This is a genomic window from Nonomuraea sp. 3-1Str (assembly GCF_031570565.1).
GTDB lineage: Bacteria > Actinomycetota > Actinomycetes > Streptosporangiales > Streptosporangiaceae > Nonomuraea.
The window spans coordinates 95,434-118,609 of record NZ_JALHBK010000008.1 but is presented as its reverse complement, the minus strand read 5'-3'; the positions used below and the strand labels follow the sequence as shown (position 1 = coordinate 118,609).

Below are 23,176 nucleotides of genomic sequence, written 5' to 3'. Positions count from 1 at the left end.
GCGCCGCGTTGCATGATCTTGGGCTCGGCGGCTACCCTGGGGACATGCGAAACCGCGTCGAGCTTCAGTGGTGGCGCCGCTTCTAGGCGGCGCGAGTTTCGCACATCTTCGACGGACGGCCGCCCCGGTAGGCGGCCTTTCTCGTGTCCGCCCCCGGGTTCGGCGTTGTGGCAGTGCACTTCGACGGTCAACATCAACGGCAACATCAACAAGGGGCAAGCAACTGTGGAGACGAGCGGATATACCAGCGGTTACGTCACGGCCGGCGGCATCGGCGTCGAGCGCGAGACGCGCGAGGTGTCCGAGGACGCGCTCGAGGAGATCGTGACCGCCCTCGACGTACGGCGCGGGGGCGCCTTCTCCTCCGGCATGGACTATCCCGGCCGCTACAGCAGGTGGGCGTTCGGCTACGTCGACCCCTGCGTCGAGCTCGTCGCCAAGGGCCGCACGATCTCCGCCCGGGCCCTCAACGCCCGTGGCCGGGTCGTGCTGCCCGCCGTGACGTCGTGCCTGCTGGCCGCCGGCAAGCCGGTCGAGGAGCCGACCGCCGACCGGGTCGAGGTGTTCGTCCCCGAGTCGGAGGACCTGCTGCCCGAGGAGATGCGCAGCCGCCGGCCCACCGTGTTCAGCGCGATCCGCGAGGTCATCGCCGCCTTCCGCGGCGACGACCCGCACCTCGGCCTGTACGGCGCCTTCGGCTACGACCTGGCCTTCCAGTTCGAGCCGATCAGGCAGGAGCTCGCCCGCCCCGCCGACCAGCGCGACCTCGTGCTGCACCTGCCCGACCGGCTCGTCGTGATCGACCGGCAGCGGGAGACCTGCGTCGAGCACCGCTACGAGTTCACCGTCGACGGGGCGAGCACCCGCGGACTGGAGCGCACCGGCGACTCCACGCCCATCGCCACGCCCGCCGAGATCCCCTCCGACCCGCCGAAGGGCGAGTACGCCAAGGTCGTCGCCGCGGCCAAGGAGAAGTTCAGGCGCGGCGACCTGTTCGAGGTCGTGCCCGGCCAGCTGTTCCACGCCGTGTGCACCGAGCCGGCCGCCTTCTACCGCAGCCTGCGGCACAGCAACCCGGCGCCGTACGAGTTCATCATCAGCCTCGGCGAGGGCGAGCACCTCGTCGGCGCCTCGCCCGAGATGTACGTCCGGGTCACCGGCGAGCGCGTCGAGACCTGCCCCATCTCCGGCACCATCGCCCGCGGCAGCAACCCCGTCGAGGACGCCGAGGCCATCCGCACCCTCCTGACCAGCGTGAAGGAGGAGTCGGAGCTGACCATGTGCACCGACGTGGACCGCAACGACAAGTCCCGCATCTGCGTCCCGGGCTCGGTCCAGGTCATCGGCCGCCGCCAGATCGAGCTGTACTCCCGGCTCATCCACACCGTCGACCACATCGAGGGCCGCCTGCGCCCCGAGTTCGACGCCCTCGACGCCTTCCTCACCCACATGTGGGCCGTCACCGTCACCGGAGCGCCCAAGACGTGGGCCATGCAGTTCATCGAGGACCACGAGGCCACCACCCGCCGCTGGTACGGCGGCGCCATCGGCTTCATCGGCTTCGACGGCTCCATGAACACCGGCCTGACGCTGCGCACCGCGCAGATCAAGGACGGCCTCGCCACCGTGCGGGCCGGGGCGACCCTGCTGTTCGACTCCGACCCGGAGGCCGAGGAGCGCGAGACCGAGCTCAAGGCCAGCGCCCTGCTCGGCGCCCTGGCCGCCGTCAACCAGCCGCACGCCGTGGCCGCCGCGCCGGTCCGCGAGCAGCCGGGCCAGGGCATGAAGGTGCTGCTCGTCGACCACGAGGACTCCTTCGTCAACACCCTGGCCGACTACTTCCGGCAGGAGGGGGCCGATGTGGTGACGCTGCGCCACGGGTTCCCGCCGGCGACGCTCGACGAGGTCGCCCCCGACCTGGTGGTGCTCTCGCCCGGCCCCGGCTGGCCGTCCGACTTCGGCATGACCGCGCTGATCGGTGAGATCTACGCCCGCGAGCTGCCGGTCTTCGGCGTGTGCCTCGGCCTGCAGGCGATGGTGGAGCAGGCGGGCGGCTCGCTGGAGCTGCTCGACTACCCCGAGCACGGCAAGCGGGGGCAGGTGACGCGGCTCGGCGGCAGCGCGCTGCTGGAGGGGCTGCCCGCCGAGTTCACCGCCGCGCGCTACCACTCGCTGCACGCCAAGCGGCCCGGCGTGGTCGGCTTCGAGGCCACCGCGGTGACGTCGGACGGCAACGTCATGGCCATCGAGGACACCCGCAACCGGCGGTTCGGGGTGCAGTTCCACCCCGAGTCGATCCTGACGGCCGAGGGCGGCGCCGGCGCCAAGATCATCGCCAACGTCCTGCGCCTCTCCCGCCGCTGACCCTGCCGCCCTCCACGCGGCCCGGGCGTCCGCGACGTCCGGGCCCGCGTGGGGAACGCCGTACGGTCGGGTGGGGCAGAGGTGTGCGGAAAGCGGCGCGGCGGCCCGGCCGTACGCCCTAGAGTCTCCGCATGCTCCCCCCCGGCCTGCCCGACACGGTGCGTGAAGCGCTGCTCGCCCCGCTGGTCGACCACCACTGCGACGCCGTGCGCCGCGACGACCTGTCCCGGGCCCAGTACGAGCTGCTGATCGGCGGCGGCGTGCCCGCGCCGCCCGGCACCACGCACTTCGACACCCCGGTCGGCGTCGCCGTGCGCCGCTGGTGCGCCCCCGTCCTCGATCTGGCGCCGCACGCCCCGCCCGCCGTCTACCTGGCCCGGCGCGCCGAGCTGGGCGCCGGTGAGGTCAACCGGCGGCTGCTGGGGGCCGCCGGGGTGGCGGCGTTCCTCGTGGACACCGGCACGGAGAGCGGCGACCTGCTGCCGGCCGCCGAGATGGGGCGGCACGGCTCCGCCGCGGCCGACGAGATCGTCCGCGTCGAGCAGGTCGAGCACGACGTGGCCGAGATGGCGGGCACGGCCTCCGACTACCTGGACGGCCTGGCCGAGGAGCTGTCCGCCCGCGCCGCCAGGGCCGTGGGCCTGAGCACGGTCACCGCGCACCGCCACGGCCTCGACTTCGACCCGGCCCGTCCCAGCCGCGGGTCGGTGATCGCCGCCGCGAACCGGCGGCTCGCCGACCCCAAGGATCCGCTGACGGACCCGGTGGCGCTGCGGCACCTGCTGTGGACGTCCGTCGACGTGGCCCGCGAGCGGGGGCTGCCCCTCCAGCTACACACGGGCGCGGGTCCCGACTCCGGGCACGCGCCGCCGCACCGGACCGACCCCGCGCTGCTGACCGGCTTCCTCCAGGCGCTCCAGCCCGCCGGCGTGACCGTCATCCTGCTCCACTGCTACCCGTTCCACCGCCAGGCCGCCTACCTGGCCGCCACGTACCCGCACGTCCACGTGGACGTCGGGCGGGCGCTCACCCGCACCGGCGCCGCGTCGTGGCGGGTCGTGGAGGAGCTGCTGGAGCTGGCGCCCTTCCACAAGCAGCTCTTCGGCTCCGGCTGCTCCGGCGTGGCCGAGACCGCCCACCTCGGGGCCGTGTCGTTCCGGCGCGCCCTGGGCCGGGCGCTGAAGGAGCGGCTCGACGCGGGGGAGTGGAGCGCCCCCGACGCCGCCCGCGTCGCGTACATGATCGGCTCGGGCAACGCCCGCCGCGTCTACCGCCTCTGACGTCGGCCGGAACGACGCGCGCGGCGGTGGACGGGTGGGGCACCCCGGAGTTCGCGCCCGGCCGCCCGACCTGGTTTGCTTGGCCCGTCACATCGCCTAACCGAGCGGGGGCTCGCCATGCGCACCGTCGAACCCGAGGTCTTCATCGTCGCCCGTCCGCAGCTCGACTACGACGAGCTGGCCCGCTACCTGGGCGAGGTCGGCGGCGAGCGGTGGCTGGAGCGGCTGGATCGCGGCGACCTCGACGCGCAGAACCTCGCCGAGTTCGCCGGGCGGCTCTGCTACCGCTCGTTCGAGCCCGGCCTGAACCCCAACGTGGTCCGCATCCGCGACAACCAGGACGAGTACCTCCGCAACATCCTGGCCAGCGCCCACGGCTCGGTCCTGGAGCACGTCAGCTTCAGCTTCGTGCTGCACAACGTCAGCCGCGTCCTGACGCATGAGCTGGTCCGCCACCGGCCGGGCGTGGCCATCTCCCAGGAGTCGCTGCGCTTCGTCCGCCTGGACGAGCTGCCGTTCTGGTTCCCCGACTGGGCACGCGAGGACTCCGAGCTGATGGAGCGGGCCACGGCGGTGCTGGAGGAGCTGGAGCGCTTCCAACTGTGGATGGCCGACCACTTCGAGCTGGACGAGGAGGGCAAGCCGTTCTCCGAGAAGAAGCACCGCACCTCGTTCATGCGCCGCTTCGCCCCCGAGGGCCTGGCCACCGGCCTGGTCTGGACGGCCAACGTCCGCACGCTGCGGCACACCATCGAGGCGCGCACGGCCGTCGGGGCCGAGGAGGAGATCCGGCTGCTGTTCCAGCGCATCGGTGAGCTCATGCTGAAGGAGGCTCCGGCCCTGTTCGGCGACTACGTCGTGGAGGACGGCGCCTGGGTCCCCGGCTGGCGCAAGGTCTGAGCCCGCGTCAGGCCAGGGTGGGCAGCACGTACACCTCGGCGCCCGGTGGCAGCGCGCAGTCGAGGCTGCCGAGCCCCCGCGCGTCCTCCCCGGAGACGATCATGCTGATGTGGCGGCGGATCCGCCCGTAGTCGTCACGCAGCCGCTCCTCCAGCAGCGGGTGCGTACGGCGCAGCATGTCCAGCGCCGACCCCAGCGTGGGCGAGGTGTCGGAGTCGGCCGCGACGGCGAACACCTTCACCTCGCTCCTGCCGCTCACCCAGCGCCGCAGCGAGCTGGGGAGCACGAACACGACCATGGTCACGGGTCTGGCCCGTCGGGTGCCCATGTGCTAGAGCACCGCCGCGCGCACCGTGAGGACGTCGGGCAGGTGCCTGGCCACCAGGCTCCAGCTCTCGCCGCCGTCGGTGGAGGCGTGCACCTCGCCGTCGCGGGTGCCGAAGAACAGCCCCGCCTCCGAGGCGGTCATCGCGTCGCGCAGCACGGTCACGTGCACCGGCGGCTCCGGCAGCCCTCGGTCGAGGGGACGCCAGGTGTCGCCGGCGTCGTCGGAGCGGTAGACGCGCAGGCGGTGCTCCACCGGGGTGCGGTCGACGTCCGCCTGGAGCGGCAGCACGTACACCGTGTCGGGGCGGTGCGGGTCGACCACGACGGGGAAGCCGAAGTCGGACGGCAGGGACCCGCCCACGCCGTGCCAGGCGCCGCCGAAGTCGTCGCTGCGGTAGACGCCAAAGTGGTGCTGCAGGAACAGCCGGTGGGGCCGTGCGGGGTGCAGCGCCACCTTGTGCACGCACTGGCCGAACTCCGGGTACTGCCGCCCCTCCGGCAGGAACGGCGCCCGGATGCCCTGGTTGGCCGCCTCCCACGACAGGCCGCCGTCGGCGGTGCGGTAGAACCCGGCCGCCGACACCGCCACGCCCATCACCCGCGGGTCGCTGGGATGCGGGACGATCGTGTGCAGGCACAGCCCGCCGCCGCCCGGCTGCCAGTGCGGCCGGTGCGGATGCTCCCACAGCCCCTCGACCAGCTCGTAGGTGACGCCGCGGTCCTCCGAGCGGAACAGCGCGGCCGGCTCCGCCCCGGCCCACACAACGTCCGGCTCCGACGGCGACGGCTGGAGCTGCCAGACGCGGGCCAGCGTCGCGCCGGTCTTGTCGGGGAACGCGACCGGCGGCCGGGACGCCTCCTGCCAGGACTCGCCTAGATCGTCGGAGTACATCACCGAGGGACCGAAATGGCCGTACTCGATGCCGGCGAGCAGCCGGGGCGAGGGGCCGCGCGTGTCGATCGCCACCGAGGGGACGCCGACCGTGGAGAACCGGATCGGCTGGACCTCGAACGGGCCGCCGCCGGTAGAGCGGGCGAGGAACAGCCCTTTGCGGGTGCCGATCGCGAGCATCGCGTCACTCATTGCAGACTCCCATCGCCGCCGCCATCGCTGCGCCGTCTTCCGTGCCGTCTTCCGGCCGATCGTCCTGTGGCCTTCGCCTTTTGGGCCTGTTTTGTCGTTTTTGGTCGTCCTCTGTGCCGTCTTCCGGCCATGGTGTCACGCCGCACCCGGGGCCGCCCGGCAGTGCGGGATTCGCGTCCGGACCGTTCCCGGGGCGTGATGTGATCGCGCTGAGCAGCGGCTTTGCGCAACCCGTCACCGGCGGGGGGCTACGCGACGGCGCGGGCCGGGTACGTCCACGGGACCGGCGAGGCGCGCCCGGCGGGGGAGTCCCGGCGTGCCGACAGGGGGGAGTGTCCTGTGAGGGTGGTCATCGACCTGACGCGCTGCCAGGGGTACGGCCAGTGCGCCTACCTCGCGCCGGAGGTCTTCACGATGCACGGCGAGGAGGCCGTCGCCTACGACCCCGAGCCTGACGACGCGCAGCGCGAGCACGTCCTGCGGGCCGCGGCGGCCTGCCCGGTCCAGGCGCTGCACGTCGACCGGATGGCGATGCGGCACTGGACGGCGCCCGTCCGGCGGCTCGGCGGCGGCTCCGGAAGCGTCCGGCGCGACGGGCACATCGTGATCGTCGGCGGCTCGCTGGCCGGCGGCCGGGCGGCCGGGGTGCTGCGCCGCGAGGGGTTCACCGGCCGGCTGACCGTGATCGGCGAGGAGACGCACGAGCCGTACGACCGGCCGCCGCTGTCCAAGCAGATCCTCACCGGCCGCGCGCCCGCCGAGCACGCCCGCCTGCCCCGGCTGCGGGAGGTGGAGGCCGAGTGGATCCCCGGCAACCCGGCCACCGGCCTGGACCTGGCCGCCAAGAGCGTGCGCCTGGCCGACGGCCGCGACGTGCCGTTCGACCGGGTGCTGATCGCGACGGGCACCCGCGCCCGCCCCTGGCCGGACGAGGCCGAGGCCGCCCTTGACGGCGTCCACGTGCTGCGCACCCTGGAGGACGCCGCCCGCCTGCGCGAGGCGCTGGCGGCGGGCCCGGAGCGGGTGCTGGTCATCGGCGGCGGGTTCACCGGGTCGGAGGTCGCCTCGGCCTGCCGCGAGCTGGGCCTGCCCGTGACGCTCGTCGAGCGCGGCCCCGCGCCGCTCCTGGGCGCCCTGGGCGGCGTGATCGGCCGCATCGCCGGCGAGATCCAGCGCGAGCACGGCGTGGACCTGCGCTGCGGCCTGACCGTCACCGCCCTGGAGGGCGACGACGCCGGCCGGCTGCGCCGGGCCCGCCTGTCGGACGGGAGCACGGTGGACGCCCAGGTGGCGATCGTCGCGCTCGGCGCGGTGCGCAACGTCGAGTGGCTGCGCGGCTCGGGGCTGGCCGCCGGCGTGTGGGGCGTGGCCTGCGACGCGGGCTGCCGCGCGGTGGACGCCAACGGGCTGGTCACCGACGACGTGTTCGTGGCCGGCGACATCGCGCGCTTCCCGCACCCGGTCTTCCACTACGAGTTCATGTCGCTGGAGCACTGGGGCAACGCCGTCTCGCAGGCCGAGATCGCCGCGCACAACATGGTCAGCGACCAGGCCCACCGCTGGCCGCACCTGGCGCTGCCGGTGTTCTGGTCCAGCCAGTTCGGCGTGAACGTCAAGTCGGTGGGCGTGCCCACGCTCGCCGACCAGATCGTCGTCACGCAGGGCTCGGTGGCCGAGCGCCGCTTCGTCGCCGTCTACGGCTACCGCGGCCGGATCACCGCCGCGGTCACCTTCGACCAGGCGATCTGGCTGGAGTTCTACCAGCGGCTCATCGAGCGGGCCGCGCCGTTCCCGCCGGACTTCCCTCATGTGGACATGAGAGGCGACATGGGGCCGATGCCGGCGGAGGTCGCCGAGCGCGCGGTCGCCAGCGAGGGCGCCACCGTCGTGGTGACCGGCCATGACCCCGCCGAGCGCCGCGCCTCGCTCGTGTACGGCGAGCAGTGACCATGTCCGCGCCCGCACGCCACCGTCCCGGGAGGAACCCAAATGCCGGCAGACAGGACGTCGGACGACGTCTTCGAGCAGATCCTCGACTTCTCCAGCCGCGCCGACCCGTACCCGCTGTACGCCGCGCTCCGCGAGACCCCGGTGACACGGCGCGAGGACGGCACGTGGGTGGTCAGCACGTACCGGGAGATCGTGGAGCTGCTGCACGACCCGCGGCTCAGCTCCGATCGCCGCAACCTCGCCCACCGGCCCGAGGGTGACGCGGCCGGCGGGGCGGGCGGCGTGTCGTTCATCGGGCAGGACCCGCCCGAGCACGACCGGCTGCGGCGGCTGGCGATGCGCCACTTCGGGCCTCCGCACACGCCCGGCCGGATCGAGGCGCTGCGCCCCGAGATGCTGGCGATCACCACGGAGCTGATCGACGGCCTGGCCGGCCGCACCCGCGCCGACGTGGTCGACGACGTCGCCTACCCGCTGCCCGTCACGGTGATCTGCCGGGTGCTCGGCGTGCCGCGCGAGGACGAGTCGCGCTTCCACGCCTGGGCCGACGCGATCGTCGAGACGCTCGGCCCGGGGGAGTCGGACCGCGCCGAGCGGGAACGGGCACGGGCCGATGCGACCTCGAAGCTCCAGACGTACCTCGCCGGCCTCGCCGCGGCACGGCGGGAGTCGCCGGGCGACGACATGCTGTCGGGAATGGCCACGTACGAAGGGCCGGAGGGCGGGATGACGCCGGTCGAGGTGATCGCCACGTCCGCGCTGCTGCTGGTCGCCGGGCACGAGACCACGGTCAACCTCATCGCCAACGGCATGCTCACCCTGCTGCGCCACCCCGGGCTGCTCAAGCGGCTGCGCGCCGAGCCGGACCTGATCATCACCACGGTGGAGGAACTGCTGCGGTACGAGCCGCCGGTGCACTTCCTGTCGTCACGGGTGACGCTGGCCGACATCCCGGTCGCCGGGACCACGATCCCGGCGGGCGCGCCGGTCGTCCTCGTCCTCGCCTCGGGCAGCCGCGACCCGGCGCACGTCAGCCACCCGGACACCTTCGACCCGGACCGCCGCTACAGCGAGCACCTGGGCTTCGGAGGCGGCGTCCACTACTGCTTCGGCGCGGCGCTGGCCAGGCTGGAGGCGCAGATCGTCCTGCAGCAGCTCGTGAACCGCCTGGTGAACCCGCGCCTGGTCGAGGACCCTCCGCCCTACCGGCCCAGCGCCACGCTGCGCGGGCCGCGGCACGTGCTCGTCGACTACGACGGGGTCACTCCGGCCGCTGTCTGACGGTCCCCTCTGCGACGGTCTCTTCTGTGACGGTCTGGTCTGTGACGGCGGTCTGCTCGGTGGCGGTCCGCTCTGCGGCGATCTGCTCTGCGGCGGCCTCGCCGGTGAGGAGCTTGCCGGCCAGGGCGCGCAGTCCGGAGCGCTCGGCGGCCGTGAGCGGGGCGAGGGTCCGCTCCTCCACGGCCGCGACGACGGCCCGGCCCCGGTCGAGGGCGGCCCGGCCCGCGTCGGTGAGCGAGGCCCGGTAGCGCCGCCGGTCGCCCGGGTCGCGGTCGCGCTCGGCCAGCCCGTCCGCCACCAGGCCGTCCATCAGCCGGGCCATGTCGCTCGGGTCGAGCCCGAGCGAGTCGCCGAGCTCGCGCTGCGCCGCCGGGCCGTGGTCGGCCAGCGCCGCCAGCGCCGCGAACCGCCACAGGCTGAGCCCGGCCTCCGCGGCGAGCCCCTCCGCCACGGCGCGCCGGGCGGCGACCGCGACCTTGTGCAGCACGAACGTCGTGATCCCGAGCAGGGTGGGCGGCGGCTCCATGGCTCCCTAGTGTAGGGTTTCACCAATCATTGGTACTTACCCACTGATTTGGAGACCCTCGCCATGGACGCCCTCTACCCGCGCCTGCTCGTCCGCGACTTCGCCGCCTCGGTGGCCTTCTACCAGGCCGCCCTGCGCGACCTGCACGGAGTCGAGCCCGTGAAGGTCCTTCCCGAGGCGTCGTACGCCAACTGGGACATCGACGGGCAGGCCGGGCTCGTCCTGTTCGGGCGGGCCGCGATCACGGCCGCCGTCGGCACCTCGGACCTGCCCGAGACCCCCGCAGCCCAGGACACGTCCATGCTGGTGATGAGAGTGGACGACGTGGACGCCGCCGCCACCCGCCTGACCGGCCACGGGGCCCGGCTCGTCGCCCCGCCGCAGGGCCGCCCCGCCTGGGGTCCCACCCTGCGCACCGCCCACCTGCGCGACCCCGAGGGCAACCTCATCGAGCTCCAGTCGTACTAGCCGCCTTTACCTCACACGTCATCGCGGCCCTTCCCTCGGGTGCCGTAACGTTTGCGCCATGGGAGCGCTTGCCGTACATCAAGAGGAGACCTTCGGTGAGCTGCTGCGCGCCTGGCGCCAGCGGCGCCGGGTGAGCCAGCTCGACCTGGCGATCGAGGCCGACGTGTCGTCCCGGCACGTCAGCTTCCTGGAGACGGGCCGGGCCCGTCCGAGCCGCGAGATGGTGATGCGGCTGGCGGAGGAGCTGGAGGTGCCGTTGCGGCACCGCAACCGGCTGCTGGTGGCGGCCGGCTACGCGCCGGTGTTCCCCGAGCGGGAGGTGCGGGCGCCCGAGATGGCCGCGGTGCGGCAGGCCCTCGACCGGATCCTCGCCGGGCATGAGCCGTTCCCCGCGCTGGTCGTGGACGCCGGCTGGAACCTGGTCGCGGCCAACGCGGCGGCCGGGATGTTCATGGAGGGGGTGCCCGCCGAGCTGCTCCAGGAGCCGGTCAACGTGATGCGCCTGTCGCTGCACCCCGACGCGATGGGCGGCCGCCTGCTCAACCTCGCCGAGGTCCGCGCGTACCTGCTCAGCCAGCTCCGCCGCCAGGCCGAGGCGTCCGGCCACGGGGCGCTGGCCGAGCTGCACGACGAGCTGGCCGCCTACACCTACCCCGGGGTGGAGCTGAACGTGGCCCGCGTGCCCGGCCCGGCCGACATCCTGCTGCCCCTGCGCATCCGCCACGGTGACCGGGTGCTGTCGATGTTCACCACGATCGCCACCTTCGGCACGCCGGTGGAGGTGACGGTCTCGGAGCTGGCCATCGAGACGTTCTGGCCGAGCGACGAGGAGACCGCGGCGGCCTTCGGCCGCCCCGCCGCCGCGAGCTGACGCCGCCGCGAGCTGACGGGGCCCGGGCCGGCGTGGCCCGGTGGCGACGCCACCGGGCCGGTCCTCACCGCTCGTCGTGGACGACGTCGCGATGGACGCGGGCCGGCGGCACCCCGTCGTCCTGCAGGCGCCGGACCGTCTCGGTCACCATGGCCGCCGGCCCGCACACGTACACCTCGTGCTCGGCCCACGAGTGGAAGCGCTGCGTCACCTCCGGCAGGTGGCCGTGCATCCCCTCGTGGTCCGGGTCGCCGGAGACCACGGGCACGACCCGCAGCCACGGGAAGGCGCTCTCCATCCGGAGGAGGTCCGGCAGGTCGTACAGCTCCTCCGCGGTGCGGGCGCCGTACAGGAGGTGGATGTTGGGGCGGCGGCCCGAGGCGATGATCTGCTCCACGATCGCCTTCAGCGGCGCGAGCCCCGTGCCGCCCGCCACGCACAGCACGTCGCGGCAGCCCGGCTCGGGCGCCGCCATCGTGCCCATCGGCGGGCCCAGCGTGATCGCGTCGCCGATGCGGGTGTCGCGGGTGAGCGTGGTCGACACCCATCCGCCCGGCACGGAGCGCACGTGCAGGCGCAGCGTGTTGTCGGGGCGGGGGGCGTTCGCGATGGAGAACGGCCGCCACACCCGCGGCCAGCGCGGGACCTGCACGGTCACGTACTGCCCGGCCGTGTACGGCAGCCGCTGGCTGGGCTGGAGCGTGACCACCGCGATGTCGGGCGTGCGGCGTTCGTGGTCGATCACCTCCGCGACCCACCAGGCGGGCGACGCCCCGGCGTCCGCCTCGGCGGCCTCGATCATCAGCTCGGCCGCCGCGTTGTAGGCCGCGACCCAGGCGGCCTCGATCTCGGACGTCCAGATGTCGGCCGCGAACGTGCGCACGGTGGCCAGCAGCGCCCTGCCGATCGCGCCGTAGTGCTCGGCGACCACCCCGTACTTGCGGTGGTCGCGCCCCAGCTGGCCGAGGAAGGAGGCCATGCTGTCGGGGCTGTCGAGGCTCCATACGATGCGGGTCAGCGCGCCGAAGAGCCGGTCGCGCTGGGTGTCCATGCCCGGCGGGAACATGCTGCGCAGGTGCGGGCTCTCGGCGAACAGCCGGCCGTAGAAGTACGCGGCCGCCTTGCCGGCCACGGGCTCGATGACGGAGAAGCTCTCTTTTACCAGGCGCGGATTCAACGACATTTCCACATCAACCCCACCCCATAGCCCGGAATCGCATTCCGGTCGTGTCGTTCCACCTCCCTGACGGCTCCGGGTCACGAGCGTCCGGCGGGCCCCGGCTCGGCCGATCGCTCGGAAATCGAGTCTTACACCACCACAGGGACGTCACAACCGTTTCGCGCCGATACGGTGCGAACCCGAACTATGCGTAACGCTCTTGTTATTCTCCGCAGTCAAGGCGGCGCGCATTTCGGACGCGAAACGTGAATATGTATTGCATTCGCCTTTTCTGATTATTTCGCGGTTTGTCAGGAAGCCCTATTGGTGGCAGGGCGGGAACGGCCGGACGGATCCATCTCCGGGGGTGACGTGAGCGAAACGCCGTGCGCCATGATGGCCTGGCGGACGCCGCACCACCGGACGCCGTACCGACTCGTGCCGTACCGACTCCTGCTCGCACCTGGAGATCGCATGTCCCGACCGCTGATCGGCATCACCGCCTACTTCGAGGCCGCCCGCTGGGGGGACTGGGTGCGGGAGGCGGTCCTGTCGCCCCCGGCCTACGCCAAGGCCGTCGAACGCGCCGGCGGGGCGCCCGTCCTGCTGCCGCCCCTGTCCCCGCACACCGCCGCCGACCACGTACGCGGCCTGCGCGGCGTCGTCCTCGCCGGAGGGACCGAGGTCGGCGCCGACGCCTACGGGGAGGACCAGGACGGCCGGGCCGCCCCGCCGCAGGCCCACCGCGACCGCTACGAGGTGGCCCTGGCCCGCGCCGCGGTCCAGGCCGGCCTGCCGATCCTCGCCGTCGCCCGTGGCATGCACGTGCTCAACGTCGCCCAGGGCGGCACGCTCATCCCCTGGCTGCCCGACACGCTCGGCGACGACCGCCACGGCGAGCCCGGGGCCCGCCACTCCATCCAGGTCAGCGCGTCCAGCAAGCTCGGCAAAGCCGTGGGCGACCACGTCGAGGTGGTCGCGCCGCACGTGCAGTCCGTGCGCCGGCTCGGCTCGGGGCTGCTGGCCGTGGCCTGGGCCGAGGACCAGATCGTCGAGGCCGTCGAGCTGCAGGGCCACCGGTTCGCCGTGGGCGTGCAGTGGCATCCCGAGCGGGGCACGGGCGTCGCGTTGTTCGATGCGCTGGTCGAGGCGGCCCGCTAGGCTCCGACCATGCCGCTGAACCCTCAGGCGCGCGAGTTCCTCGCGCGCTACCGGCCGGACGACGGCGGCGGCCTGGACAGCCTGGACCTCGCCGCCATCCGGGAGGCGCGCGCGGCCGACCCGATGGCCGCGCACCGTGGCCCCCTCACCCGCATCGCCTCCGTCCGCGACGAGACCGCGGAGGGCGTGCCGATCCGGATCTACCGGGCCGACCGCGGCGACGGGCCGCTGCCCGTGCTCGTCTCCTTCCACGGCGGCGGCTGGGTGTTCGGCGGCGTCAAGCGCGACGACGCCACCGGCCGCGACCTCGCGCTGCGCACCGGCGCCGTGGTCGTCTCCGCCGGCTACCGGCTGGCGCCCGAGCACCCGTTCCCGGCCGCGGCCGACGACGCGTGGACGGTGGTGCGCGACGTCTTCGCCCGGCCCGCCTTCTACCAGTGCGACGGCTCCGTCGCGGTGATCGGCGTCAGCGCCGGCGGCAACCTCGCCGCCGTGGCCGCCTGGCAGGCCCGGGACGCCGGGCTGAGGCTGACCCACCAGGCGCTTGTCACCCCGGTGCTGGACCTGGCCGGGGACACGCCGAGCTACGCCGCGTTCGGGCGGGGCTTCGGGCTCGACGCGGCCGAGATGGCCTGGTTCGCCCGGCAGTACGCGCCCGGAGCCGACCCCGCCGACCCGCGCCTGTCGCCGCTGCGGGTGCCGTCCGTCACCGGGCTGGCGCCCGCCACGATCGTCACCGCCGAGTGCGACGTGCTCCGCGACGAGGCGGAGCGCTACGGCGAGCGCCTGACCGGGGCCGGGGTGCCCGCCGAGGTGGCCCGCTACGAGGGGGCCGTGCACGGGTTCTACTCGTTCCCGGGCCTGTTCGACCAGGCGCTGGAGGCCCGCGAGCTCGTCGCCCGCCGCCTGCGCGACGCCTTCGGCCTGGAGGGGGAGCCGTGACCGTTCCCGGATCCATCGTTCCCGGATCTCCCGTACCCGGATACGAGGCGTACGAGCGGCTGCGCGTGGACCTGCCCGCCGAGGGCGTGCTGCGGGTCACGATCAGCGAGCCCCGCAGGCTCAACGCCGTCGACATGGTCGGCCACCGCGAGCTGGCCTCGATCTGGCGCGACGCCGACCGCGACGACGCCGTGCGCGCCGTCGTCGTCAGGGGCGAGGGCGAGGCGTTCTCCGCCGGCGGCGACCTGTCCATGATCGAGGAGATGACGCGCGACCACGCCACCCGCATGCGGGTCTTCGCCGAGGCCCGCGACATCGTCTACAACGTGGTCAACTGCTCCAAGCCCGTCGTCTCCGCCATCCAGGGCCCCGCCGTCGGCGCCGGGCTCGCGGTGGCGCTGCTCGCCGACGTGTCCGTCGCCGGGCGCACCGCCCGGATCATCGACGGGCACACCCGGCTCGGCGTCGCCGCCGGCGACCACGCCGCGATCGTCTGGCCGCTGCTGTGCGGGCTGGCCAAGGCCAAGTACCACCTGCTGCTCTGCGAGGCCGTCACCGGCGAGCAGGCCGAGCGGATGGGGCTGGTCAGCCTGTGCGTGGACGACGACCAGGTGCACGAGACGGCGCTCGGCCTCGCCTCCCGGCTGGCCGCCGGCGCCCAGGAGGCCATCAGGCTCACCAAGTACGCGCTGAACAACTGGCTGCGCATGGCCGGCCCGTCGTTCGACGCCTCGCTGGCGATGGAGTTCCTCGGCTTCACCGGACCCGACGTCGCCGAGGGTGTGCGGGCGCTGCGCGACAAACGGCCCCCGTCCTTCTCCTGATCAGGTGATGTCCCCGCGGCGGTGGGTAGGCGCAGCCTCATAGGGGACAAGGAGGTCGTCGACCTGCCGAAGCGCCGGCGCTGGACGACGACGGGCCGGGTCCGCCGAGGCCGAGAACGCCGCCCCGGGGGACGGTCCGCGGCAGGTGGTCCGCGGCCGTGCACGACCCACGCGCACCGGCCACGCGCGTGGGGTGACGGCCGCACTGGGACCGGCGCCGGGGGCGCGGGAGGGTTGAGACCAAGCTCTCCCCGCACCGGGCCCGGTCAGACGCGCGGGCGGCGGGCGTGGAAGACGAACGCCGGCGGCGCGTTGCGCCACACCGTGCGGCTCGGCACCACCTCCTCGAACCGCTCGGCCAGCAGCGCTCGGAATCGGCGGGCCGAGCCCAGCGGGATCGCGTGCACGTACGAGAAGGTCGTGAAGGCGCCCGCCGGGCTCATCGCCGAGACGACGGCCCCCATCAGGCGCCGCTGCAGAGCGTCGGGGAAGGCCGCCCAGGGCAGGCCGCTCACCACCACGTCCGCCTGGCTCAGCCCGCGCGCCCCGAGCAGCCGCGACAGCTCGGCGGCGTCGCCGTGGACCACGTTCACCCCCGGGAAGCGCGAGGCCAGCAGGCTCGCCATCCGCTGGTTGAGCTCCACCGCCAGGTGCCGGCCGCGCCCGGCCAGCCGCCGCTGGATCTCCGCGGTGAACGGCCCCGTGCCGGGACCCAGCTCGACCACCACCGGCTCGCCCCGCTCGGGCACCGGGGCGCAGACGGACCGGGCCAGCCGCCGGGAGCTGGGCGCGAGCGCGCCGACCGTGACCGGGTCGCGCAGGAACTGGCCGAAGAACAGTGCGGTGTCGTTGGACATGCCTCGACCGTAGGGGCGCGGGCGACGCCGCATGATCCGCCGGAAGGACGGGGTTCCGGCCACTTGGAGGAGGCCGCATCCTCCGCGGGGAGGATCGGGAAACGGCGTCGCCCGGATAGTTTGCAGGGCATGCGTTGGCGTGGCGTGGCGCTCGATGTGCTGCTGGCGGTCTCGGGGATCGCGCTGGACCTGCTCCTGTCGGGCAAGGCGGGCGGGTTCGGCGACCTGCCCCCGGCCATGACCGTCCCGATGGCGGTGCTGGCCGGCCTGCCCCTGGGGTTCCTCCGCACCCGGCCGCCGTGGGCGGCGCTCTACCTGGCCGCGTTCCTCGTCTTCGCCGACCACGTGGGCTCCTACAGCTCCAACACCGCGCAGATGCTGATCTGCGTCGCCGTCGGCCGCGTCGCCTACCGGTCCGGGCCGGGAACCGTCGCCGCCTCCGTGGCCGCCGCCGTCCTCGCGACCGGGCTCAACCTGGCCGACGCCGGCGTCCCGGCCGCCGGCAACTGGTGGATGTACACCCTGCTCGTGCCGGGCTTCCCGGCCCTGGTCGGCGGCTACCTGCGCGGCCGCTCCAGCCGGTTCGAGCCGGGCGACATCACGCCCGACGTGCTGCTCGCCGGCGCCGGGGTGGCCGTCGGGGTGCTCAGCACGTGGACGTCGTGGGACCAGGGCTCCCTGCCGGTGTGGGTGGTCGGGCTGCTGGCCGTGTGCGGCGGCCTGTCGCTCGGCGTGGCCCGCCGGCTGCCCGGCATGGTCCTCATCTTCGAGGGCGTCCTGCTCGTCTCCGCCGACCAGTACCTCCACCAGGCCGTCAACTCCTGCCTCATCCTCTCGATGACCGCCCTCGGCGTGTTCGCGCTGCGGGTCGCGTCCTGGTTCTGGACCGCCGTCGCGTACGCCTCCGGCTGCGTGCTCGCCACCGTCGCCGTGGTCGACTCCGAGACCGAGGTCACCCCGTTCCGCGTCCTCGTGCTCATGCTCCTGGTCGTGGCGCCCATCGCGATCGGCCGTTACCTCGGCGTCCGGCAGACCGCGGCCGCCGCCGAGCGGCGGCGCGAGGAGGAGTCGGCGCGGCTGGCCCTCGCCCAGGTCCGCGCCGACCAGCTCGCCGAGCGCGAACGGATCGCCCGCGAGGTGCACGACATCGTCGCCCACCACGTCGGCGCCATGGTGCTGCGGGCCGGCGCCGCCCGCTACGCGGCCCCCGAGGGGCCGGTCGCCGACGCGCTGGCCGACATCCGCGACACCGGACACCAGGTGCTGGAGGACCTGCGCGGCCTGCTGGACGTGCTGCGCGACCCCGACGCCCGGCCCGGCCTGCTGGCCGATCCGGCCGACGTGATGCGCGAGTCCGCCGAGAGGATGGCCGCGGCCGGTCTCGTCGTCGACCTGCGCCTCGACCCGGCCGCCGACCGGGCCCCGCTCGTCGCCCGCGCCTCCGCCGCCCGCATCGTCCAGGAAGGGCTCACCAACGTGCTCAAACACGCCGGACCCGGCACCGAGGTCGTGGTCGCCCTCCCCGCCCGGGGCAAGGGACTGGCCGTCGACATCGTCAACGGCCGCCCGCCGGCGCGGGTGGAGCGCCTGCCCTCCTCGGGACGCGGGCTGGCCGGGATGCGGGAACGGGTCCGCGCCCTGGGCGGCACGCTGGCGGCGGGTCCGGGCGAGAACGGCGGCTGGCGCCTGACCGCCACCCTGCCCGGCACAAGGGACGACCCCGCCGGAACTCCGGCCGGCCGCTTCTGCGCGAAGGAGGACGTCGCGTGATCCGCGCCCAGGCGGTCGTCAGCCGCCCACCGGGGCGGCCCGGCCGGCGCCTCCTTCCGCCCGGTGCGGCCCGTGCGTCATCCCGCGGGCGGACCCCGGAATAATCCGGCAGGCTGACGACCGTCCGCGTCCCCGGCCGCCAGCATGTGGTCCACACTTCTCCAGGAAGGACCACATCATGCAGGAGACCGCGCCCGTGCCCCACGGATCCGCGCCTCAGGTGCCCGGGCCCCGGCGATCCGGACAGGTGTCCGCCGGGCTGCTGTACGGGCTGCGCATCGTCGTCGTCGCCCAGGCGGCGTCCCTGCTCGTCGCCGCCTCCCTGGCCGGCCAGGCGGTCGGGGCGGGCGAGGCGATGCGCGAGTCCCACGTCATGGCCGGGATGGTGGTCCACCTGGTCGCGCTCGTGCAGGTCGTCCTCGCCGTACTCGTCTGGCGGCCGGGACGCGGCGCCGGCTGGCCCGCGCTGGCGAGCGTGGCGCTGCTCGTCGTCGGCATGGCCCAGCACGTCACCTGGCTCTGGCTCGGGGCGCACCTCCCGAACGGGGTCGCCCTGTTCGGGCTGATCGTGGCCATGCTCGTCTGGGTGTGGTCGCCGCGGGCGGGCGTGCGCCGCTAACCTCGACCGTGTGTATGTGAAGATCTGCGGGCTCAGCGAGCCCGGGCACGTGACGGCGGCCGTCGAGGCGGGCGCCGACGCCATCGGGTTCGTGCTGACCCGCAGCCCGCGCCGCGTGACGCCGGAGCGGGCGGCGGAGCTGGCCGCGCTGGTGCCCGGCCACGTGCTCACCGTGGGAGTCTTCCGGGGAGAGGACCCGGCGGAGGTGCGCGCCGCGACCCTCGCCGCCGGGCTGCGGGCCGTGCAGCTGCACGGCCACCACCCCCACGCCGACTTCACCGCGCTGAAGGACCTCGGCCTGACCCTGGTCCGGGCCGTGGACGCCGAGGCGGACCTGCGGTGCGGCGCCTACGACGAGGACCTGCTCATCGTCGACGCGCCCCGGCCCGGCTCCGGCGAGCCGTGGGACTGGGCGGCCGTGCGGGGACGCCCCTCGGGCCGCTGGCTGCTCGCGGGGGGCCTCGACCCGGCCAACGTGGCCACCGCGATCGCCGCGGCCCGGCCGTGGGGGGTGGACGTGTCGAGCGGCGTCGAGGTGGCGCCGGGCGTCAAGGACGCCGGCCTGATCCGGGACTTCCTCGCGGCGGCCCGCGATGCGCGATGACCGCCCGCGAGGCCCGATCGCGCCCGGCCCGACGAGCGACGCCCTTTCCCCCCGCCTCCCCGGCCTGACCGCCGAGCAGGGCCTGACCGCCGAGCAGGGCCCGATCGCGGAGCAGGGCCCGGAGCTGGCGCGGGTGCTGGCCTTCACGCACGCGTTCGCCCGGCGCAAGGCCGGGCGGGTCGTGGAGGTGCCGGGCGGCTTCGCCGTGTTGAACGACCGCTACCCCGGCTCCCACGACGACAACCGCCTCGTCGTCGTGTCCCCCGCCCCGGACGGGCCCGCCCCGGTCCGGGCCGGGGAGGTGCTGCGGGCCGCCGACGAGGTGCTGGCCGGCCGCGGCCACCGCTACGTGTGCGTGGACGACGACGCGCTGGGCGCCGCCCTCGCCCCCGCCTTCACCGCGGCCGGTTACGACCACGAGTCGAACGTGGTCATGGTCTTCCGTGGCGCCCCGCCCGCCGACGTCCCCCCGGCCGAGGAGCTGACGCTGGAGGAGCTGCTGCCCGTCGTGCGCCATGACTGGCGCGAAGCCCTGCCGAGCGTCTCCGACGACGCGGTCGACCAGCTCGCGCGGCGGGTGGCGGAGCGGCTGCGCGGCGCCGACGTGGTCCGCTTCCGCGGCGTGCGCGCCGAGTCCGGCGAGATCGCGGCCCGGGCCGAGCTGTACGTCCAGGACGGGGTGGCCCAGATCGAGAGTGTTCACACGGGCACCCGCCACCGGGGCCGGGGACACGCCCGCGCCCTCATGCGGGCCCTGCTCGCCGAGGCGGCCGGCTGCGAGCCGATCTTCCTGCTCGCCGCCGAGGAGGACTGGCCGAAGGACTTCTACGCCCGCCTGGGCTTCACGGCCGTCGGCCGCACCCATGCCTTCCTGCGCGCCTGAGCGACTTACGCGGTCCGCCGCCCCGGGGAACACCGGCCGGACGGGCCCGCTGCCCGGAGATACGACGCAGTAGGGTCTCCAGCGTGAGCGAAACTTCCGCCGAGGACCGGATCTGGACGGTTCCCAACCTGCTGAGCTTCCTGCGACTCCTCGGCGTGCCCGTCTTCCTCTGGCTGGTTCTCGGGCCCCGGGCGGACGGGTGGGCCATCGGGGTCCTGGCGGTCGCCGGGTTCACCGACTGGCTCGACGGGAAGATCGCTCGCGCCTTCAACCAGACGAGCAAGCTCGGGCGGATCATCGACCCGGCCGCCGACAAGCTGTACGTGTTCGCGACCATCCTGGCGCTGCTGGTGCGGGGCGTCATCCCGTGGTGGCTGGTGGCGCTGATCCTCGCGCGTGAGCTCTTCGTCGCAGGTTTCTTCCCCGTGCTCCGCAGACACGGTTACCGGGCACTTCAGGTGCACTTCCTCGGTAAAGCGGCCATGTTCAATCTCATGTACGCCTTCCCGCTCCTCTTCCTCGCCTCCCACAACGGGTGGTATGCCGAGATGGCCCGCGTCACAGGATGGGCTTTCGCTGTGTGGGGAACAGGTCTGTACTGGTGGGCGGGCGTGTTGTACGCCGTTCAGGTGCGCCGGCTCATAACTGCGACCACAAAGGAGTGATCGGGTGAAGGCGGTCGTCATGGCGGGCGGGGAGGGCACTCGGCTGCGACCGATGACCGCCAACCAGCCCAAGCCACTGCTTCCCGTGGCCAATCGGCCGATCATGGAGCACGTGTTGCGCCTGCTCAAGCGGCACGGGGTGACCGAGACGGTGGTCACGCTCCAGTTCCTCGCCGCGCTCGTGCGCAACTACTTCGGCGACGGCGACGAGCTGGGCATGAGCCTCCAGTACGCCACCGAGGACATCCCGCTGGGCACGGCCGGGAGCGTCAAGAACGCCGCCGACCGGCTGCGGGACGACCGTTTCCTGGTGATCTCCGGCGACGCCCTCACCGACATCGATTTGTCGGATATGGTGCGTTTTCACCGAGAAAATGGAGCACTTATTACCATAGGGCTCAAACGCGTGCCTAATCCGCTGGAGTTCGGGATCGTCATCATCGACGAGGCGGGGCGCGTGCAGCGCTTCCTGGAGAAGCCCACCTGGGGCCAGGTCTTCTCCGACACCGTCAACACCGGCGTCTACGTCATGGAGCCCGAGGTCCTCGACCATGTGGCCGCGGGGGAGCCCGTCGATTGGTCCGCCGACGTCTTCCCCCGCCTGCTGGAGAGCGGCGCCCCCATCTTCGGCTACGTCGCCGACGGCTACTGGGAGGACGTCGGCACCCACGAGAGCTACCTCAAGGCCCAGGCCGACGCCCTGTCCGGCAAGGTCAGGCTGGACGTCGGCGGCTTCGAGCTGTCACCGGGCGTCTGGGTGGCCGAGTCGGCCTCCGTCGACCCCGACGCGGTGCTCAAGGGCCCGCTGCTCATCGGCGACTACGCCAAGATCGAGGCGGGCGCCGAGCTGCGCGAGTACACCGTGCTGGGCAACAACGTGGTCGTGCGCGAAGGCGCCTTCCTGCACCGGGCCGTCGTCCACGACAACGTCTACGTGGGCCCGGGCGCCCACCTGCGCGGCTGCGTCGTCGGCAAGAGCACCGACGTCATGGCCGGCGCCCGCATCGAGGAGGACGCCGTCATCGGCGACGACTGCGTCATCGAGCCCGAGGCGTACATCTCCAGCGGCGTCAAGGTCTACCCGTTCAAGACCATCGAGGCCGGGGCGGTCGTCAACACCAGCGTCATCTGGGAGTCGCGCGGACAGCGCAGCCTGTTCGGGCCGCGCGGCGTCAGCGGGCTGGTCAACGTCGAGATCACCCCCGAGCTGTGCGTACGGCTGGCCAGCGCCTACGCCACCACCCTGAAGAAGGGCGCGTACGTCGTCACCTCACGCGACTCCTCGCTCGCGGCCAGGGCGCTCAAGCGGGCCGTGATCAGCGCGCTCACCGCCAGCGCCATCAACGTGCTCGACCTGGAGGCCGCCCCGCTGCCCGTGGCGCGCTTCCACACCGCCCGCGACGCGGCGGCCGGCGGCATCGCCCTGCGCACCACCGCCGGTGACCCGCAGAGCGTGGACATCGTCATCATGGACGACCGGGGCGCCGACCTGTCGGCCGCCGCCCAGCGCAAGCTGGAGCGGGTCTTCTCCCGCCAGGAGTTCCGGCGGGCCTTCCCCGGCGAGATCGCCGAGCTGACCTACCCGGCGCGCGTCGTCGAGGACTACACCCACGAGCTGATGCGCCGGATCGACATGAGCGGCATCGCCGGCATGAAGGTGGTCGTGGACTGCGCCGGCGGGACCTCCTCCTTGGTCCTGCCGACCCTGCTCGGCCGCGTCGGCGTCGAGGTGCTCACGGTCAACGCCCGGCTCGACGACGCCTCGCCGACCGAGACGCTGGCCGAGCGCCGCCGAGACCTGCAACGCCTGTCGGAGCTCGTCAGCTCGTCCCGCGCCGCGTTCGGCGTCCGCTTCGACCCGGTCGGCGAGCGGATCGCACTGGTGGACGAGATGGGGCAGCTCATCGGTGAGGAACGGGCCCTGCTCGTGGTGCTCGACCTCGTGGCCGCCGAGCGCCGGGGCGGGCAGGTGGCGCTGCCGGTCACCACCACCCGGGTGGCCGAGCAGGTGTGCCGCTTCCACGGCGTGCAGGCGCAGTGGACCTCCACCGCTCTGGACGCCCTCACCTCGGCCGCCGCCGGCGAGGACATGATCTTCGCGGCGGACGGGCGGGGCGGCTTCGTCGTGCCCGAGTTCAGCCCGGCCATCGACGGGCTGGCCGCGTTCATGCGGCTGCTCGGCCTGGTGGCCCGCACCCGGCTGTCGCTCAGCCAGATCGACGCCCGCATCCCCGAGGCGAGGCTGCTCAAGCGCAGCGTGCCGACGCGCTGGGCGGCCAAGGGGGCGGTCATGCGCTCCGTCATCGAGGCGGTGGAGGCCTCCGCCGAGGGACAGCGCATCGACACGACCGACGGGGTGCGCGTCGTCGGCGAGGACGGGACCTGGGTGCTGATCCTGCCCGCCGCCACCGAGCCGGTCACCGACCTGTGGGCCGAGGCCCACGACATGGACACGGCCCAGGCCCTCATCGAGCGCTGGGCCCGCATCGTCGAGGCCGCCGCCTCGTGAGCGTCCCCTGTGCGTCTTCTGTGCGTCTCCGGGGCGTTTTCCGCGCGTCTCCCGGGACCTTTACGCCCGGAGACCGGGGAAGGGGCGCCTTTGGCCGGTTCTTGAGAGGAATGTCACTGCGCGTAACGGCCC

General features: G+C 73.7%; 21 protein-coding genes. 16 read left to right on the top strand and 5 right to left on the bottom strand.

The window, feature by feature from the left end:
- The first annotated feature begins 225 nt into the window (after nt 1-225).
- The 3 genes from MTP10_RS15555 to thyX all read left to right on the top strand — a co-directional run bounded on the left by MTP10_RS15555 (nt 226) and on the right by thyX (nt 4,544).
- Nucleotides 226-2,364 (top strand): anthranilate synthase component I, encoded by a 2,139-nt coding sequence (locus MTP10_RS15555; RefSeq protein WP_310710205.1) that lies wholly within the window; start codon nt 226-228, stop codon nt 2,362-2,364.
- A gap of 131 nt (nt 2,365-2,495) precedes the next feature.
- Nucleotides 2,496-3,644, top strand: coding sequence for an amidohydrolase family protein (locus tag MTP10_RS15550; protein ID WP_310709931.1), 1,149 nt, complete (start codon nt 2,496-2,498; stop codon nt 3,642-3,644).
- A gap of 117 nt (nt 3,645-3,761) precedes the next feature.
- Nucleotides 3,762-4,544, top strand: a complete 783-nt coding sequence (thyX, locus tag MTP10_RS15545; protein WP_310709929.1) for an FAD-dependent thymidylate synthase — start codon at nt 3,762-3,764, stop codon at nt 4,542-4,544.
- Nucleotides 4,545-4,551: 7 nt separating this feature from the next.
- Here the strand turns inward: thyX and MTP10_RS15540 are convergent, their stop codons facing one another.
- The gene (locus MTP10_RS15540; protein ID WP_310709927.1) at nt 4,552-4,872 is read right to left on the bottom strand and encodes a hypothetical protein; all 321 of its coding nucleotides are present in this window, start codon (nt 4,870-4,872) and stop codon (nt 4,552-4,554) included.
- Nucleotides 4,873-4,875: 3 nt separating this feature from the next.
- Nucleotides 4,876-5,955, bottom strand: coding sequence for an exo-alpha-sialidase (locus MTP10_RS15535; RefSeq protein ID WP_310709925.1), 1,080 nt, complete (start codon nt 5,953-5,955; stop codon nt 4,876-4,878).
- A gap of 339 nt (nt 5,956-6,294) precedes the next feature.
- Here MTP10_RS15535 and MTP10_RS15530 point away from each other — a divergent pair, with 339 nt between their 5' ends.
- Nucleotides 6,295-7,902: an FAD-dependent oxidoreductase gene (locus MTP10_RS15530; RefSeq protein WP_310709923.1), complete on the top strand. Its 1,608-nt coding sequence runs from the start codon at nt 6,295-6,297 to the stop codon at nt 7,900-7,902.
- Between the two features lie 42 nt (nt 7,903-7,944).
- Nucleotides 7,945-9,186 (top strand): cytochrome P450, encoded by a 1,242-nt coding sequence (locus MTP10_RS15525; RefSeq protein WP_310709921.1) that lies wholly within the window; start codon nt 7,945-7,947, stop codon nt 9,184-9,186.
- Here MTP10_RS15525 and MTP10_RS15520 read toward each other — a convergent pair.
- Nucleotides 9,167-9,712 carry a MarR family winged helix-turn-helix transcriptional regulator gene (locus MTP10_RS15520; RefSeq protein ID WP_310709919.1) on the bottom strand — a complete coding sequence of 182 codons (546 nt, stop codon included), beginning with the start codon at nt 9,710-9,712 and terminating at the stop codon, nt 9,167-9,169. The genes MTP10_RS15525 and MTP10_RS15520 overlap by 20 nt on opposite strands.
- A 63-nt stretch (nt 9,713-9,775) precedes the next feature.
- Here MTP10_RS15520 and MTP10_RS15515 point away from each other — a divergent pair, with 63 nt between their 5' ends.
- Nucleotides 9,776-10,180 (top strand): VOC family protein, encoded by a 405-nt coding sequence (locus tag MTP10_RS15515; protein WP_310709917.1) that lies wholly within the window; start codon nt 9,776-9,778, stop codon nt 10,178-10,180.
- A 58-nt stretch (nt 10,181-10,238) separates the two neighbouring features.
- Nucleotides 10,239-11,051, top strand: a complete 813-nt coding sequence (locus tag MTP10_RS15510) for a helix-turn-helix transcriptional regulator (protein ID WP_310709915.1) — start codon at nt 10,239-10,241, stop codon at nt 11,049-11,051.
- A gap of 64 nt (nt 11,052-11,115) precedes the next feature.
- Here the strand turns inward: MTP10_RS15510 and MTP10_RS15505 are convergent, their stop codons facing one another.
- Nucleotides 11,116-12,234 (bottom strand): globin domain-containing protein, encoded by a 1,119-nt coding sequence (locus MTP10_RS15505; protein ID WP_310709913.1) that lies wholly within the window; start codon nt 12,232-12,234, stop codon nt 11,116-11,118.
- Nucleotides 12,235-12,684: 450 nt separating this feature from the next.
- On the opposite strand from MTP10_RS15505, the gene MTP10_RS15500 reads away from it, so the two are divergent.
- From MTP10_RS15500 to MTP10_RS15490, 3 genes are read left to right on the top strand one after another with little or no spacing between them, the layout of a single operon-like run.
- A complete protein-coding gene (locus MTP10_RS15500) occupies nt 12,685-13,371 on the top strand; it encodes a gamma-glutamyl-gamma-aminobutyrate hydrolase family protein (RefSeq protein WP_310709911.1) in 687 nt (228 codons plus the stop codon).
- A gap of 9 nt (nt 13,372-13,380) precedes the next feature.
- A complete protein-coding gene (locus MTP10_RS15495; RefSeq protein ID WP_310709910.1) occupies nt 13,381-14,313 on the top strand; it encodes an alpha/beta hydrolase in 933 nt (310 codons plus the stop codon).
- On the top strand, nt 14,310-15,137 hold the full coding sequence (locus MTP10_RS15490; RefSeq protein WP_310709908.1) for an enoyl-CoA hydratase/isomerase family protein: 828 nt from the start codon (nt 14,310-14,312) through the stop codon (nt 15,135-15,137). The genes MTP10_RS15495 and MTP10_RS15490 overlap by 4 nt, the downstream gene beginning before the upstream one ends.
- Nucleotides 15,138-15,403: 266 nt before the next feature.
- Here the strand turns inward: MTP10_RS15490 and MTP10_RS15485 are convergent, their stop codons facing one another.
- Nucleotides 15,404-15,994 (bottom strand): methyltransferase domain-containing protein, encoded by a 591-nt coding sequence (locus tag MTP10_RS15485; protein ID WP_310709906.1) that lies wholly within the window; start codon nt 15,992-15,994, stop codon nt 15,404-15,406.
- Between the two features lie 129 nt (nt 15,995-16,123).
- On the opposite strand from MTP10_RS15485, the gene MTP10_RS15480 reads away from it, so the two are divergent.
- The 6 genes from MTP10_RS15480 to MTP10_RS15455 all read left to right on the top strand — a co-directional run bounded on the left by MTP10_RS15480 (nt 16,124) and on the right by MTP10_RS15455 (nt 23,044).
- Nucleotides 16,124-17,764, top strand: coding sequence for a histidine kinase (locus MTP10_RS15480; RefSeq protein ID WP_310709904.1), 1,641 nt, complete (start codon nt 16,124-16,126; stop codon nt 17,762-17,764).
- A 178-nt stretch (nt 17,765-17,942) separates the two neighbouring features.
- Nucleotides 17,943-18,383, top strand: a complete 441-nt coding sequence (locus MTP10_RS15475; RefSeq protein ID WP_310709902.1) for a hypothetical protein — start codon at nt 17,943-17,945, stop codon at nt 18,381-18,383.
- Between the two features lie 10 nt (nt 18,384-18,393).
- Nucleotides 18,394-18,987: a phosphoribosylanthranilate isomerase gene (locus MTP10_RS15470; RefSeq protein WP_310709901.1), complete on the top strand. Its 594-nt coding sequence runs from the start codon at nt 18,394-18,396 to the stop codon at nt 18,985-18,987.
- On the top strand, nt 18,977-19,870 hold the full coding sequence (locus MTP10_RS15465; protein WP_310709899.1) for a GNAT family N-acetyltransferase: 894 nt from the start codon (nt 18,977-18,979) through the stop codon (nt 19,868-19,870). Before MTP10_RS15470 ends, MTP10_RS15465 begins: the two co-directional genes overlap by 11 nt.
- A gap of 83 nt (nt 19,871-19,953) precedes the next feature.
- Nucleotides 19,954-20,535, top strand: coding sequence for a CDP-alcohol phosphatidyltransferase family protein (locus MTP10_RS15460; protein ID WP_310709897.1), 582 nt, complete (start codon nt 19,954-19,956; stop codon nt 20,533-20,535).
- A gap of 4 nt (nt 20,536-20,539) precedes the next feature.
- Nucleotides 20,540-23,044: a mannose-1-phosphate guanyltransferase gene (locus MTP10_RS15455; protein WP_310709895.1), complete on the top strand. Its 2,505-nt coding sequence runs from the start codon at nt 20,540-20,542 to the stop codon at nt 23,042-23,044.
- Nucleotides 23,045-23,176 lie beyond the last annotated feature (132 nt).

Coding starts and splice junctions, on each gene's coding strand:
- MTP10_RS15480 (WP_310709904.1), top strand. CDS start 16,124: ATGCGTTGGCGTGGCGTGGCGCTCGATGTGCTGCTGGCGGTCTCGGGG.
- MTP10_RS15475 (WP_310709902.1), top strand. CDS start 17,943: ATGCAGGAGACCGCGCCCGTGCCCCACGGATCCGCGCCTCAGGTGCCC.
- MTP10_RS15510 (WP_310709915.1), top strand. CDS start 10,239: ATGGGAGCGCTTGCCGTACATCAAGAGGAGACCTTCGGTGAGCTGCTG.
- MTP10_RS15505 (WP_310709913.1), bottom strand. CDS start 12,234: ATGTCGTTGAATCCGCGCCTGGTAAAAGAGAGCTTCTCCGTCATCGAG.
- MTP10_RS15515 (WP_310709917.1), top strand. CDS start 9,776: ATGGACGCCCTCTACCCGCGCCTGCTCGTCCGCGACTTCGCCGCCTCG.
- MTP10_RS15525 (WP_310709921.1), top strand. CDS start 7,945: ATGCCGGCAGACAGGACGTCGGACGACGTCTTCGAGCAGATCCTCGAC.
- MTP10_RS15495 (WP_310709910.1), top strand. CDS start 13,381: ATGCCGCTGAACCCTCAGGCGCGCGAGTTCCTCGCGCGCTACCGGCCG.
- MTP10_RS15485 (WP_310709906.1), bottom strand. CDS start 15,994: ATGTCCAACGACACCGCACTGTTCTTCGGCCAGTTCCTGCGCGACCCG.
- MTP10_RS15550 (WP_310709931.1), top strand. CDS start 2,496: ATGCTCCCCCCCGGCCTGCCCGACACGGTGCGTGAAGCGCTGCTCGCC.
- MTP10_RS15465 (WP_310709899.1), top strand. CDS start 18,977: ATGCGCGATGACCGCCCGCGAGGCCCGATCGCGCCCGGCCCGACGAGC.
- MTP10_RS15540 (WP_310709927.1), bottom strand. CDS start 4,872: ATGGGCACCCGACGGGCCAGACCCGTGACCATGGTCGTGTTCGTGCTC.
- MTP10_RS15500 (WP_310709911.1), top strand. CDS start 12,685: ATGTCCCGACCGCTGATCGGCATCACCGCCTACTTCGAGGCCGCCCGC.
- MTP10_RS15535 (WP_310709925.1), bottom strand. CDS start 5,955: ATGAGTGACGCGATGCTCGCGATCGGCACCCGCAAAGGGCTGTTCCTC.
- MTP10_RS15520 (WP_310709919.1), bottom strand. CDS start 9,712: ATGGAGCCGCCGCCCACCCTGCTCGGGATCACGACGTTCGTGCTGCAC.
- thyX (WP_310709929.1), top strand. CDS start 3,762: ATGCGCACCGTCGAACCCGAGGTCTTCATCGTCGCCCGTCCGCAGCTC.